The sequence below is a fragment of the Paenibacillus sp. S-12 genome, assembly GCF_030363895.1.
GTDB lineage: Bacteria > Bacillota > Bacilli > Paenibacillales > Paenibacillaceae > Paenibacillus_B > Paenibacillus_B alvei.
On sequence record NZ_JASIUF010000003.1, the window covers coordinates 98,736 to 112,859 of the forward strand.

The 14,124-nt window shown below is 44.0% G+C and carries 17 protein-coding genes; 12 read left to right on the forward strand and 5 right to left on the reverse strand.

What is annotated here, in order from left to right; all coding sequences use genetic code 11:
* Positions 1 to 74 precede the first annotated feature (74 nt).
* Entirely contained in the window at positions 75 to 329 is a 255-nt protein-coding gene (locus tag NO352_RS01830; RefSeq protein ID WP_005551081.1) for a YuzB family protein, read from the forward strand.
* Positions 330 to 375: 46 nt separating this feature from the next.
* On the opposite strand, the gene NO352_RS01835 is transcribed toward NO352_RS01830, so the two are convergent.
* Genes NO352_RS01835 through mqnE form a run of 3 tightly spaced genes read right to left on the reverse strand, consistent with a single transcriptional unit; the run spans position 376 to position 2,795 of the window.
* On the reverse strand, positions 376 to 1,449 hold the full coding sequence (locus tag NO352_RS01835) for an NAD(P)/FAD-dependent oxidoreductase (RefSeq protein ID WP_005551080.1): 1,074 nt from the start codon (positions 1,447 to 1,449) through the stop codon (positions 376 to 378).
* A 30-nt stretch (positions 1,450 to 1,479) separates the two neighbouring features.
* On the reverse strand, positions 1,480 to 1,641 hold the full coding sequence (locus tag NO352_RS01840; protein ID WP_005551079.1) for a hypothetical protein: 162 nt from the start codon (positions 1,639 to 1,641) through the stop codon (positions 1,480 to 1,482).
* A gap of 47 nt (positions 1,642 to 1,688) precedes the next feature.
* Positions 1,689 to 2,795 carry an aminofutalosine synthase MqnE gene (gene mqnE / locus NO352_RS01845; RefSeq protein ID WP_005551078.1) on the reverse strand — a complete coding sequence of 369 codons (1,107 nt, stop codon included), beginning with the start codon at positions 2,793 to 2,795 and terminating at the stop codon, positions 1,689 to 1,691.
* A gap of 267 nt (positions 2,796 to 3,062) precedes the next feature.
* Between mqnE and NO352_RS01850 the strand changes: the two genes are divergently transcribed.
* From NO352_RS01850 to NO352_RS01865, 5 genes are all read left to right on the forward strand, one after another.
* Positions 3,063 to 3,422, forward strand: coding sequence for a HesB/IscA family protein (locus NO352_RS01850; protein ID WP_171416896.1), 360 nt, complete (start codon positions 3,063 to 3,065; stop codon positions 3,420 to 3,422).
* Between the two features lie 224 nt (positions 3,423 to 3,646).
* Positions 3,647 to 4,669, forward strand: a complete 1,023-nt coding sequence (locus NO352_RS01855) for a tyrosine-type recombinase/integrase (protein ID WP_289354799.1) — start codon at positions 3,647 to 3,649, stop codon at positions 4,667 to 4,669.
* 68 nt (positions 4,670 to 4,737) lie between these two features.
* Positions 4,738 to 5,022 (forward strand): phBC6A51 family helix-turn-helix protein, encoded by a 285-nt coding sequence (locus NO352_RS01860; protein ID WP_289354800.1) that lies wholly within the window; start codon positions 4,738 to 4,740, stop codon positions 5,020 to 5,022.
* Positions 5,023 to 5,735: 713 nt separating this feature from the next.
* A complete protein-coding gene (locus NO352_RS24985; RefSeq protein ID WP_353961216.1) occupies positions 5,736 to 5,849 on the forward strand; it encodes a putative holin-like toxin in 114 nt (37 codons plus the stop codon).
* 789 nt (positions 5,850 to 6,638) lie between these two features.
* A complete protein-coding gene (locus tag NO352_RS01865) occupies positions 6,639 to 7,565 on the forward strand; it encodes a tyrosine-type recombinase/integrase (RefSeq protein WP_289354841.1) in 927 nt (308 codons plus the stop codon).
* A gap of 63 nt (positions 7,566 to 7,628) precedes the next feature.
* Here the strand turns inward: NO352_RS01865 and NO352_RS01870 are convergent, their stop codons facing one another.
* Together NO352_RS01870 and NO352_RS01875 are read right to left on the reverse strand one after the other, a co-directional pair.
* Positions 7,629 to 8,426, reverse strand: a complete 798-nt coding sequence (locus NO352_RS01870) for a hypothetical protein (protein WP_289354801.1) — start codon at positions 8,424 to 8,426, stop codon at positions 7,629 to 7,631.
* A 42-nt stretch (positions 8,427 to 8,468) separates the two neighbouring features.
* Positions 8,469 to 8,678, reverse strand: a complete 210-nt coding sequence (locus NO352_RS01875) for a helix-turn-helix domain-containing protein (RefSeq protein ID WP_289354802.1) — start codon at positions 8,676 to 8,678, stop codon at positions 8,469 to 8,471.
* 199 nt (positions 8,679 to 8,877) lie between these two features.
* Here NO352_RS01875 and NO352_RS01880 point away from each other — a divergent pair, with 199 nt between their 5' ends.
* From NO352_RS01880 to NO352_RS01905, 6 genes are all read left to right on the forward strand, one after another.
* Positions 8,878 to 9,384: a hypothetical protein gene (locus NO352_RS01880; RefSeq protein ID WP_289354803.1), complete on the forward strand. Its 507-nt coding sequence runs from the start codon at positions 8,878 to 8,880 to the stop codon at positions 9,382 to 9,384.
* The gene (locus tag NO352_RS01885) at positions 9,381 to 9,704 is read left to right on the forward strand and encodes a hypothetical protein (RefSeq protein WP_289354804.1); all 324 of its coding nucleotides are present in this window, start codon (positions 9,381 to 9,383) and stop codon (positions 9,702 to 9,704) included. The genes NO352_RS01880 and NO352_RS01885 overlap by 4 nt, the downstream gene beginning before the upstream one ends.
* Positions 9,705 to 11,583: 1,879 nt before the next feature.
* Positions 11,584 to 12,030 carry a hypothetical protein gene (locus NO352_RS01890; protein ID WP_289354805.1) on the forward strand — a complete coding sequence of 149 codons (447 nt, stop codon included), beginning with the start codon at positions 11,584 to 11,586 and terminating at the stop codon, positions 12,028 to 12,030.
* A gap of 65 nt (positions 12,031 to 12,095) precedes the next feature.
* Positions 12,096 to 12,926, forward strand: a complete 831-nt coding sequence (locus NO352_RS01895; RefSeq protein WP_289354806.1) for a helix-turn-helix domain-containing protein — start codon at positions 12,096 to 12,098, stop codon at positions 12,924 to 12,926.
* Positions 12,927 to 13,017: 91 nt separating this feature from the next.
* Positions 13,018 to 13,425 (forward strand): hypothetical protein, encoded by a 408-nt coding sequence (locus NO352_RS01900; RefSeq protein WP_289354807.1) that lies wholly within the window; start codon positions 13,018 to 13,020, stop codon positions 13,423 to 13,425.
* Positions 13,426 to 13,542: 117 nt separating this feature from the next.
* Positions 13,543 to 14,085, forward strand: a complete 543-nt coding sequence (locus NO352_RS01905) for a hypothetical protein (RefSeq protein WP_289354808.1) — start codon at positions 13,543 to 13,545, stop codon at positions 14,083 to 14,085.
* Positions 14,086 to 14,124 lie beyond the last annotated feature (39 nt).

Here is a 14,124-nt window from a genome sequence, read left to right on the forward strand (position 1 = left end):
ATCCATGCTGATTTTATTATATTATAAAGCTATCCGAATTCAAAGGCATTACATGAAAGCGGGGGATAATGTCAATGCGACCAATCATAGAATTTTGCGTGAATAATATGCATCATGGAACAGACAAGGTCATGAAGCGCCTGGAAGGCAATCCAGAGTATGATGTGCTGGAGTATGGATGTCTAGGGAATTGCGGGGAGTGCTACATGTTTCCGTTTGCGCTCGTAAATGGCGAAATCGTGGCTGGGGAATCGGCAGATGAGTTATATGACAAGATTATGAACAAAATAGATGAAATAAAAGCATGGGAGCAGTTGGACATCGATTGATGCCGCTGCTCCCATGCTTTGTTATAGAGGAGAATCATTGCATATATTATCCGAAATGGTGCTTAGACATCCATAATACACCGCTTTTGATGACGCGAGGCACATAGCCTACAACGGCACGCTTGCCAACGACGCCGAAGCCGGATTTTTTGCCCAATGCTCCAAGGACACCCTTAAGCTTGATTTTACCTAGTTGAGGCGTTTCACCCTTCCATCTAGCTCGTATCACATCAGCGATTTGCTCGCCTTGGGCTCCAGCAGCCTGTGCACTTGGCGAGAACGGAAGGCTCGCGCAATCACCAACAACGTATACATTCGGATATTCCGGAATGTGATGGTACTCATTAATGATAACGCGACCCTGTTGATCCTTAGCAACTTGGAGTTGCTGTACAGGAATCACAGGCTGAATGCCGGCAGTCCATACCGTTACGTCAGACAAAATTTCTTCCTCGTTGTCTTCCTTCCGGTTATAGATGACCCCTTCCTCCAGATGGCTTACATTTACAAAGGAACGAAGCTCAATATGGTGCTCAAGGAACCAGCCGGAGACAAAGTGAGAGAGCTTCTCCGGGAACGCTGACAGCACGCGTGATCCCCGATCCAAAATTCGGATGTTGATATCAGGACGGCTCTCACGCAGCTCTGCTGCCATTTCAACTCCACTCAGTCCGCCGCCAACGATGCTCACCTGACCGTATGGCCGGATGTCATTAAGCAGTTGGTAGGTGCGTCTTGTGCTGGCGAGTGATTGAATGCTATTGCCGAATTGCTCGGCCCCTGGAATGCCGTGATATTTATCTGTACAACCTAGCCCTATGACCAAGTGATCGTAGACTAGTGTATCGCCATCCGTAAAATGGACGAGCTGTCCGTCCAAGTCAATAGATTGAACATTGCCATAGTGCAGATGCACGCGTGGATCGTTCGGAAAGGAAACGCGAATATCCATATCCGACACTGTTCCAGCTGCTAATGCGTAGTATTCCGTCTTGAGTCCCTGATAGGGCATGCGGTCAACTAATACAAGCTGTACATCGGAAGGCAGCTCGCCCTCCAACAACCGACTAATGATGGCCAATCCTCCGTAGCCGCCACCGAGTATGACGTATCGTTTCATCTGTTCGACTCCCCCCATGTTGCCGAATGATTAAGTATGGTAGGTGCTGTGCCGCAAGCGGCGATTACGTCGTATGGGTCCACTCATTTGTCTGGGACGCGATTCAATGAAGCCGGCTTGAAGCTCAGTCTCCAGTGAGATGAATCGTGCCAACGGTTGCTGATTCTGGGTTGTCGTATCCAATAGGGTCATGCAATACCTCTATCTCTCTATTGTGGTCCATGATTGATTACAACGAATTATTCATATATTTTTATCGGGTTGTAGAACGTATCACGCTCGATTGGCGTGCGTCCTGCACCCTTGATGAGCCATACAAGCTCGTCGCGCGTTAAGCCTTCTGGTGTAAGTGCGCCAGCCGCATGGCTGATGCGTTCCTTCACAAGCGTGCCATGCACGTCAGAAGCGCCGAACGTAAGGGCGACTTGCGTCAACTGTGTTCCGATATTGATGAAGTACGCTTTAATATGTTGAATGTTGTCCAGCATGAGACGGCTGATTGCAATTGTCTTCAAGTCCTCATAAGCGGAATTGCGCCGCTTGATGCTGGCCTTTGGACTTTTTGGCTGCATGGACAATGGGATGAAGACTTGGAAGCCATTCGTCTTATCTTGAAGTTCACGGATCGAGATCATATGGCGAACGCGATCCTCATGAGATTCAATTGCGCCATACAGCATCGTTGTATGTGTCTTCATGCCAAGCTGATGGGCGGTGCGGTGAACTTCGAGATAACGCTCAACGCCTGCTTTTTCGACGCGCATTTTCTTCCGATATTCATCAGACAGAATCTCTGCGCCCCCACCAGTCAAGGATTCAAGACCGGCATTCATCAGTTCTCTGAGCACTTCTTCAATGCTCAAGCCGCTGATGCGCGTGAAGAAATCGATTTCTGCCGCTGTGTAGGCTTTCAGCGTCACATCCGGATATTTTTCATTAAGCGCGCGGAGCGAATCTACATAATAGGAGAACGGTACATGAGGGTTGTGACCCCCCACAATATGGAACTCACGTACGCCCGGATGAATATGCTGTTCCACATAGTCGATCATTTCTTGGCCGGACAAGGTGTAAGAGCCATCTTCCCCTTGATCTTTACGGAAGTTGCAGAAGGCGCAATGCGCTTCACATACGTTTGTGAAATATAAGGACATATTTTCAATAAAATAAACATTCTTGCCGTTCTTGCGCATATTCGCAAGATTCGCCAATTGACCCAAAGTCAACAGGTCGTCTGTTTCATACAAATAAATGCCATCTTCGAGTGTCAGGCGTTCGCCGCGTTCGACTTTGTCTGCGATTTCGGCCATACGTGGATCGGCATGACGTGTCATGACTGTAGTCATAAACAGGCCCCCTTCAGGTAGATATCATGTCATTTTCAGCACCAAAATGCTGTTATTGACAAATAAAAAACTCCGCGGCGGATAAGTTCCGTCGGAGATTGCAGTGAAACGAATCACAATAATTGATGTCAGTACCATTATACATTCGCATAAGAGGTGGGGCAATACGTCTACAGGAAGTAAAGGTGCAAATTACCAGCATTGCATGTTCTCTTGTATATGCCGAAAGGGATGGTTATACTTAGTAATACGAGGAGGGTGATTAGAATGATTACAATCAGCGATGAAGCGATTGAAAAGATAAAGGAAATGATTGCACAAGAAGAAAATGAAAATTTGTTCCTGCGTATTGGTGTTCGCCCTGGCGGATGCAGCGGGTTTTCTTATGGTATGGGATTTGATGATGAGGAAACGGAGGAAGATGTGCACACGGAGATTGGCGGCATGAAGGTCGTTATCGACAAAGAGAGTGTGCCTCACCTGAGCGGACTCGTCATCGATTATAAGGAATCTGGCATGTCTGGCGGCTTCACGATCGACAACCCGAACGCGGTAGCGACATGCGGCTGCGGCTCCAGCTTCCGTACTGCTACAGATGCGGGAAAAGCAGAGAAGTGTGACGACTAGAACTAGCGTCGTTACGCGGATTTTCCATTCGTGGATCTGAACGGTAGCCTTCACGATAGCTAATTGCGAAACTCTCGATAGGGTTGCGGATCACGTGGTGATTTTGAGCGTTAACAATCCCGAAACGGTTCAATAACAACCCTAATTTCGGCATTTTAGTACTGTTAATAACGACCTCTTGTATGGTAGACACTCGTTAACTACTGTTACAGGAGGTTTTTGTTTTGTCGTTGAAAAAAAGGAAAAAGATCACGATTGGAAAAACAGCGTATCCGGAAATCGAGCTTAATCAAGCACTCGATATGGTCGTCAGTGTCAAACGCGCGGAGGGGCTTCGTAGTCGGACATTGAGGGATTACGCCAAGGATTTCGGGTACTTTATGAAATGGTTGAGTAAGTACCATCCGGACATCAAGTATGTACACGAGCTGTCACCGTCTATCTTTCGTGACCATATTAATTGGATGAAGTATGACGCGAAGAGGTACGAAGGTCACAAGTATAGCGGGCATCGCGATCATGGAACCGGACTGTCCGATACAACGATCAATATCCGTCTGCGTGTACTCAAAGCAATCTTTAACCAATTGGAACGCGATAATCTGATTGGAGTTAATCCGATTGATGGCGTAAAGACATTGCGCCAGGACATCGATTTGACAAATTGTCTAACCGATGAAGAAGTCAAAGCGGTACTCGCGCAACCTAATCAGAGGGAGTACGTTGGATTTCGCGACTATACTGCAATTGTGATGATGCTTGACAGTGGGCTGCGTGTGTCGGAGTTGTTAGGATTACGCGCGGCAGATATTGACTTTCAAACACGTTTCATTACGTTAACAGGAGAGATGAACAAAAACCGTCAACCACGGATTATCCCGATTTCTAACCATACCTTGAAACTCTTGTTGCAGTTGATTACAGAAAATAAGAATCACTTCTCTACGGATCGAATCTTTATGTCAGTTAACGGCGAGCCTTTGACAGACAATAACTATAACAAGCGATTGAAGTATTATGGAGAAAAAGCAGGTATTAGTGGTAAGAAGATGACGGCGCATGTTTACAGACATACATGGGCGCGGAATATGGTGCTTAATGGTTGTGATCCCTTCACATTGCAAAAAATGGGCGGGTGGAAGGATATCAGGACTATGCGCAGATACATACAAATGGATACGAGTGATATGCGCAGAAGTCACGATAGCTATTCACCTGTTAATACGCTTATTAAGAAACGAATATAATCCGGAAGCCTCGTCGATGTTGACGGGGCTTTTATTACATAGACAATCCAACGATTGGGGATGATGAGATGAGGAAACGGAGGAAGTCGCGTCGTCTTCCGCTCAATGATTTACAACTTTGCGCGATCGATTTGTTGGCGAATACTCACTTGAATCACGAAGATATCGCGCGAGAACTCGGAGTCTGCCGAATGACATTGTATCGCTGGCGACAACGACCGGACTTCGAGCGTACATTACAGCGGGAGATTAATCGAATCATGAACGTTAGGTTTCGCGAGATGCAGAAGCGTTACATGCCGAGAACAGTCGGTGAGATAGAGCACGTATTTCGGTTGACCGGACTAATGTAACCAAATGGTCGCCCTCGTCCAAAATGCCGTTTATGTTAACGCAGCAAGGGAGAATTAGCGTTATTAACCTGTTACAAAAGTGTACGTTTTGGCGGTTTTTTCTGCAAGAGGCTCGAACCGGACGCCCCTCCGAAAACTCACGGGGGTGTCTTCGGAATCGCTCGTTTTTATGCATGAAACGTGTATAAACGATGTATAAACGCATGTTCACCGGACATTGTCGGACATGTGCGCGAGTTCTAATCGGCAAGAATCGCGTAGTGGTGCGGGTTGCGGGCGATGGGTGTCCGATTCAATATATACATAAAAGTCGGATTTTGAACACAAGTGAAATTAACGCGCCACCGTACCAAAGCACCCCAAGGCCACCTCGAAAAGCCCCCTCAACAGGTGTCAGCAATTTCCGAGCACCAAAAATAACTCATGGGTTTCCACCGTGTTACCTCATTCGCGAATCACTAACATGGGAACGTGACGAAACCTGATGCATACAATCCATACGTCAGGTCAAATCTGAATTTACCCATTCAGTTGGTTCCAGGGGAGTAAATGATGCCGCAAAAATTTCCGTATACTCAAAATAACTCATAGGTTAATTTGGGTGTACAAACTAATAGGGGATACCAAAATTATGAATAAAAAGATTAGGAGATTGTAAGAATATATTGTATAATACTTATTAGCTAAGAGATACCGCGAGGAGAGATTATAAATTGTCGGTATTCGAATCTATTACGTTAATGATCGCATTTGGAACATTTGTAGTTGTACTCATAAGTTCAATTGTAACTATTATTTCACTTCAAAACAGCAAAAAACAACCCTGATAATCTTGGAGGATTGGCGGGTTGCTTAGTTATGATTTAAAAAATTCTATCTCTTAGCTATAGAGGCGTCATTCCAGTGGCGTCTCTATTAATTACTCTAAACCATGCACAAGATATTTTTAATATCTAAAAGGGTATTGAGAATACCTTTATTAGTATTATAATACCGAGCTTTACGTATGTAAAGATATATAACGAAATTTAACACGCATTATTTATGCGTATTATTAAAATGACAATACCCTCGTCAATTCCCCGCATAATCCGTACGCTACCCGTCAATTCTACGTTATTCTAGGCGTTCTAATGCACCGCTTGACCGTTTACCCCTCCGAGCATGTAAAGCCGCTAATTTGCCGTAAATTCAGCGTGCATCGTACCGCCCACAGTCGCTGCGTATGTCGGAGGTATTCTCGTATTCATCGGCAGTTCTGCGCGAACCGATCGTACAGATATCGTATATTAACGTCGCATTTACGCAGTGCTTCAGCACATCGAGAATGCAAAGATAAAAGCAAATCGGCTCCGCTGAGCCTACGCGGCTTCCGCCGTTCGATGTTGTCCGCGATGGATAAGTCCCCTCGCAAGTAATACGTTAGACTTCCCGCTAATGGTTTTCTATTCCCTCGATAGTAAGACGCCTAATTCGCCGCTTGTTTTAAGCGAGAGCACGCGAAATATCGTCTAACGTATTACATTAATCACGTTTATTCTCTCGAATCTGCGTCAATGATTCTAGTATTGATGATTGGGGAGATGATCAAAATTAGCAGCTATCGTGAACGTAGAATGTACTACGTCGAGGAGAAAGAGGATTTAAGCAAAATAACGATTTATCAAGCGGTTGAGAAGTTCATTCGAACCAAGAGCACTAAGAACGTAAGTGAAAAGACAATTGAGTATTATAGACACACTTTAAAGCCGTTTGTTACTTTCTTAGAGGAGATCGATGTCCTCGTGCCAGAAGACGTAATAACAGAAGACATTCATGAATTTATTGAGGAAAGGAAGAAAAAGGGTAATAAGCCACCGACCATAAATAAGTATTTAAGAGCAATAGAAGCATTTTTTAGATATTTGCAAGTTCAAGACATAATTAAATCAAATCCAGTAGCTGGCTTTGGTAGGCTGCAAGAAACGAAAAGGGTGATAAGAACCCTTGACGAAAAAATGATTACGCGGATGTTTGACGTTATAGATCGAGGGACTTTTGTTGGTGAGAGAAATTTTTTGTTTATATTGCTATTGTTAGATACGGGAGTCAGATTGAACGAAGCACTAGAGCTTAAACTTACAGACATACTATGGGATCAGCGTACTATTTATGTACTTGGGAAATACAGTAAAGAAAGATTTGTTCCGTTTAGCGATACGTTAGCTATGTACCTGGAATACTACTTAGATCGAAGAGGTACGTTAGAGCATGATTATATTTTCGTTAATATCGAAGGCGATCAATTAAGACGGAGAACTATCCAAGACGCTGTTCTGGATTACGCAAATTCTGCGAATATTAAAGGGGTGCGAATTTCTCCGCATACCTTCCGACACACGTTCGCGAAGATGTATTTAATGCGCGGTGGAGACGTGTTCTCGTTGCAAAAGATACTAGGTCACTCATGTATCGAGATGGTTCGCGTATACGTCGAAATGTTCTCGCATGATATTACGGAACAACATAATAAATTTACGCCACTAAACAACTTTAAATTATAACGTGTGTGATTGAACGTAAGTCACACGAAAAAGGCCCCGTTTTATTCAACGGGGCTTCACACATTAAGTATTTACTTGCACTTGTATACCGTCTGCGGCGCTTTCTTCACGTTCTCCTACATCATCGCACCCACAAGAGATTGCTTGACCCAAGCACTTAGGGCATCGCTCCCAATCACATCCAGGAACGTGATATTCTCCATGATTGACGGCACAATCTTCACATCTTCCCCTAGAATGGCGCTTATCAGGCTCATCTCCGTATTTTATTCTAGGAAACACTTCACCCGCGATTATATATTCAATAATATACTGAGCATCTAACATTTCTCTCACAAATTTAGGGGCTACTTCTTCTGAGTTGTATAAGATTAGACGAGATCTAAAATACGTCATTAGATCGGCTTCAATCTCCCATAGATCTTCATAAATGAAAGCGTGCAATTCGGAATCAAGGAATCTCGTGTGAAACGAGGTAGCAAACTCAAAAAGCCTACAATATTTTGCTTTTAGCTCATGAACAGAATATTCTATTTCGTAATGCATCATCTGATTTCTTAATTGAATCGCTTTTTTTATATTAGCTATATCTTTAGGATCTAATTCTATCTCTAAAATTTTTATCAACCTATCAAGAGCAATGGATAACGAAATGGTATTTTTAGGGTTATCTATATTTTCATAAACTAAGAAGTTATTTACTCGTCTTAATTTTTCCTTTGCCATTAGCTCTAATGCTTGGACTATATTAATAAATGCTATTTTCCACATCCGCTCATTATCTTCTGCATAACTGTAGTATGTAAGTGAGGAATTGATAAAATCATGTGCATTCTCCAAGAGATTCATCTTTAATTTCATACCACAATCCTCCTTCTTTAGCATGGCATTATAGAGAGTTTTTTATTCTCTATCTGGAGCATATTCGAACAAGACTTCTGGTCTAATCTTCAAGCCGTTACACAACTTATCGATAGTTTCAAAATCAATCCGAGCCGTCGCGTTTGCCGCTAGTGTCGTAACGGTATTTCGGCTTATCCCCGTTAACTCAACAACGTCTTTATTCTTCAAATTACGTTCTTTCATAATATCCCCAAGGCGAAATCTAATCATAGAAAAATATCCTCCTAAAATATATGCACAAGTAGTTGACATATTGACAAAGATAAGTATAATAGGGTTCAAAGGGTGCACAAGTAGTTGACATGTCACCATGTTGACTAACTGTAAATACATCATAACATGCGTAGTGTACGTCCACAATATGGAACGTTTGTTTGCCTATGCAAAATAATTAGGAGGGATTAACGATATGACAACAATTAACCAACGCTACACACGCTTGCTCGAAAAGGCTCAACGAACTGTCGAAATGCTCAACGAGGTTCTCGAAGTGGATGCCGAGGAATACGGCTCCGCAGAAGCACGCATTTACATGATTAGCAGCGCAATCACTCTTTATAAAGAAGATCCGCGAGCTATTTACTTGAACGACCTGGAGCGTAGTATCAAAGGCGGAATGCGGTATGTTCGACTCGTCCGTAACATCTGGCGTAATCGATTCCTCTTGCGCGGTGGTATCGGATACGAAGTCGGATATTACCGGAACTGCCGGACGGGGAACTACGAAGTGTCTTGGATCGATCCGTCGAAGTCGTGCCTCGATCGGACTCGCGTAAAACGGGCGGTATTCCTTCCAAACGTTATACATAACATCGCGCCGCAGACGTTGGCCGACGAAGTCGCCGGAGTGGTTACGGTGACTTACGATCAAATGGTGAGACTCGGCTTCATCGTGAAGCAGGTGAGCGCGGCATGAAACGGGCAGTATTCGAACTTGATCTCGGATATGAAATCGTGTATCTAAACGGGTACTTAGTCGCGGACGACTACCTCGTCGTAATCGAGGAAGACGTCATGTGGATGTATCATGTGCGCGAGAAGGAAGGAACCGACGTATACGTCACTACGAAGGCCGGATTATGGCTCGGTGAGGTAAAACGAAAAGAAGCCGATGAGCCCGCGCTCATATCGCGAGTCCTCGACTTCATGCAGAAATTATCATTTTCCGATTTCATTCGTCATTACCATGATTGGTCTGTCGATTACAACTTCGAGTTTGTCGAAGCCGTGAGTTAGACCTTGTACCAGACTTGGCACGAGGTTCCCCGATGAACCTTCATGCGCGCCAACGCACTACGGGGAGGGGAGTTCGAATAAAAGCCTTTAAAGACTAAAAGTCGCCGTCATTTGAAATGACAGTATTCGCCGACGGTCTGCGCCAACATTCCGTCGGTAATAACTACGCAAATCCCTCGGTCGTGGGCGCGGCAACGCCCGAACGGAAACGACCGGTTCACATAGATTCGTGACTGCGGCGCGAAACGTGGTCACAACGCAATCAGCGGCGGCAAACGTTTGATTGCACACTCGCGGAGTGGCGGCAACTGCTTCGTGATACTAGATCCGTAGGCGGAGGGTAACAAGCAGCTCTCCGTCTATTTCCATATTATCATTGGAAACATATGTTCGCAACTATATTTTTCGGTAAAGTGTGCGGAAATAAAAAACCGTCGTATAAACCAATATGACCAAAAATATTTTTCTCGTAGGTGTACGAAAATCAAATTTCACTGTTAGTAATAAATAGGGACAGTCGATGTCGCAAACTCGCGAGAATATGGCAATACATTATTTAAGTGCGAGTGTACGATTGTCACCTTTACTTGTAATAATGCATTGACGATGTCCCATCTTCGCAGAATCTTGGCGATTAGTAATGTAGAGGCAAGTGTACGAAATTGAAAGTAGCTTCGTTATATACATTAGGGAGAAAAATTTTGTACGAAAGTCGAGCCATTGTCTATTATCCTTACGAAGTCCAGTTTAGAGGTGTACGATTTCGAAAATAGGTTTGTACAATGCATTACGTGGGAAATTTCGCTATGAAGTGTCTGAAAATCGAATTTACCTCGTATATTACTACGAAAGATTTTTCGGATGGGATGTCGCAAAATCGCGTTTTCATGTGGTCTATATATAGTAGAGAGGCGAATATGCTCCGCAAAGGCGTACGTAATAACGTCCGGAGGTGTCTATTATCGTAATGACGAAAAAATACGCGAGCCATGTCCCACGATAGGATTTGTTGAACGCATATGTTAAGTAGGGCGAAAATTTTTGCGATGTTTGTACAAAATGAGAATCGAGCCTGTCGTAATTACAGGAGGCCAATTTCGGTCGGCACTTATTTTTTATAAAATGCCCCACATGTGTAAAAACTGCGTTTGGTATAGTAGGGACTGAAAATAAAATGCATGAAATTTTATCACGAATGCCCAACGCGTACTCTCTCATCGGTACTATTTAATGTCGGATGATAAATCCGGCTAGCAATGTCGCAAAAATGAACTTGCCTGTACCATATATTAAGTAGGAGGTGGACAACGATAGATAAACTCGTATCAGTCGAATCGCAAACGGAATACTCCGTCACATCTGGCGGGTGTCATCGTGAATGCGAAAAATAATCGCGAGAATGTCCCAATCGAGGCGATGTCGCCCCGTCTTATATAAATTATTATGGGCGCGGTGTCCCATAAATGGAGGGTGCGAACGGATATTATATATGAACGCAATGTCTCAATTTTTAATTCGCGTACACCTATATATAATATAGGCCGCGATGTCCCATGAAACTGCGTATTGAGCAGGTATTAATAACGTGTCCCAAATTTTAAAAATAGTGTGCATACATAAAGAGAAGGGTGATGTCGCAAAATCAATAAATTTTGTGTGTACATATAGTAGAGTGCCCAATTGGATATTTCTCGCACGAATTATCTTATTGAGTAGTTGAAGCTTATGTCCCAATTTCTAATACTTGGAGGCACTATCTAATATGAGGGCAAAACGATTCCACCGAAAGGGGTGATCGTCATGTAACGGACAAGCTGGCGATAGGCTGACGTTATCAAGGCGACGACAATCAAACTTAAATAAAAGGAGACGATGAAAAGTGACAAAACCAATCTTCGAAGTGATTACAGGTGGTAAAGGCACAACAACGGCAATTCCGGAAGGTAAAAAGCTGTATGCACTCGTATTAAGCAGCGATCCCTACACGTTCCAGACGTTAGACGGCGGTTCGCACGTGGATGTTCCTGCGTATACCATACCGGAATTAAGCGATCCGACACATCCCGCTCTCATTTACGCGAATAATGAGGAAGAGGCGAAAAGTATCTACGTTAAGTTCGTGGCTGAGTTTGTTGGAGAGGAAGAAGCGCCGCTTGTCATGCAACGTCTCGCAGATATCATCGTTTTGGGTGAGGTGCTAGACGTTAAGACAACGTCACAGGACGCCTTAATCCCAGGAATCAATGATTACGAGCTTACGATTGTTCAAAAAATACGCGTTATGGGCGAGCAATTCGTCAACGATCCGCCTAGTGACTGGTTTTAGTAATGTTGGACTAATAACGATTGCTCCATATTATCGAAATCAACCATAAAAGGAGACGATGAACGATGGAAACGAACTTGGTATCTCGCGAGGAATACGTAGCAGTAAAGCAAGCCGGAGAATGGGCGGAAGTTGGCGGAGAACTTAAAGAAGAACGCGAGGCACTTGGCGTGACAATTGCGGAAGCATCTCGGAACATCGGGGTTAGTCCTTCGACATTAAGCAGATTCGAGAAGGGGAATCCCGTAAGGTCGGCTAGAGTCATCGAAAATGGATACCGGATGTATTTGCGCTTGGTTGAGCAGGAAGTTGCAGAGGAGTGGCGCGCAACGCGTAAAGAAGTAGCTTCGCTTGATGACGTTGATTCGGAGGAAGCATATTACGGTGTGGCTTTAAATGAGGGAACTATAGAGGTGTACTGCCCCGAAAGTGGACATGTGTACTTTAGCATTCCAGGCTATGATAGAGTGAAGGACGCGGCGCATCAGGCTTTAAACATCGCTGAAAAAATGGGGTACACTCCGTATTTGATATCATCGGAAGTAGATGCAATTTTGTCAACGCCGAGGTTTGGAGATTCTACTATGCTTCGCGCTTTTGGGACGGAACCGGGCAAGATGTCTATTTATGCACTTGGAAAGAGCGGAAGGGTTGAGTTTGATACGATAGACGAACTATTCAAGTTTGCTATGAAGGAGTTGAAAGGAGGCACATCAGTCAATACAGAAAAGGCGATTGCCGAATCCCTTGGAAACTCTACATATCGAATTACGTCGTGGGCTGATGGGCAAACAATACGAACAAATTCATTAGTGTGCGCGATGGAGGAGTTAGGCTTCGTTTTCAAAACAATAGATAGCGACGATGAGTACGAAGAGTTAAACGACGCTGTCTAATTAGGATATGGCGCAGTTTTCACGATTAGCTGCGCCGATAAATCCTATTTAATTCATTGAAAAACTATGAATATAAAGGGAGCAATAATTTATGACTAACATAATCGATTTTAAGCATCGTGCAGAGATGAAGGAAAAAGAAAGATGGTTGGTTGAGGCTTTTGCTCAGAATGGAATTCCGTTAGCTCGTGAAGGAGCTGCCCGATACGTGCATTATCTTAATGAGATGTACGCCTTGAGTTCACTTGTATCCAACCTGGGGAATAAAAAATCGACTGATTTTAAGGAGTTCTACTCCGCAATTGATGCGATGAGAAACAAAGCAAGTAAAGACCCGGCATTAGCGCACACGACTATACTCCGAGAGTTGACATTGGAGTTCATAGACGAACTATCCCCGGTCGTGGATAACTTCAAACGATATGAGGAAACTGGCGAGGATAAGTTTTTGGATGCGGTAAGAGAGTTTTTCGAAAGTGTTGTGAATCAGGCGAATTAATAAAAGACATATTTTCGTGTCGATCCGTAAAGGCGCGGTTGTGCGAATAGCCGCGCTATCTATTCCTAACTATGCGAAAGGGAACGCCAAACAAACCTAAAAGGGGAGGAGTAGAACATGAACGAACCTACAATACCAGAGCATAAGGATAGAAAACCGATGCCTAACGATAAAGAAGTCTTGCTCGATAGTCCAAAAGGGTACGAAGTTTATAACCGCGAGTTAATCCGTAAAGTTTTCCCGCGAATCATAAACGAAGCGTATGACGTCGTGTATGCCGGTAAGAAACGTAAACCTGAAATCCGAGACGTTGTCGCCTTTTATTTTCTACTTCAGTCGTATATCGACGGTAATAAAATGCGCGCAGATGGTTCGTATAATGATCGATTCGGTGCGTGCTTCCTAGCATATGAAGCGATAATGGATACGTTAAGAATCGATAGGAACCGTGTAAAGACACTCGCGAGTATATTGGAGACGAACGGAATTATTCGTGTGGCGGATCGATTCGAAGGACTGCGCCGTTTTAAATGGTATTTCCCTTCATATTGTCCGCGGATAACAGAGGATGGATACGTTGTTGACGAAATGGGCGAGGTTATTATGCCGGATCTATCCGTTTACGATCGACAAAGCAGGCGCGGAAGGAGGGCTGTGTAGTTACGATAGTATGTCCTGCGCCTACTACCGATAGTATGT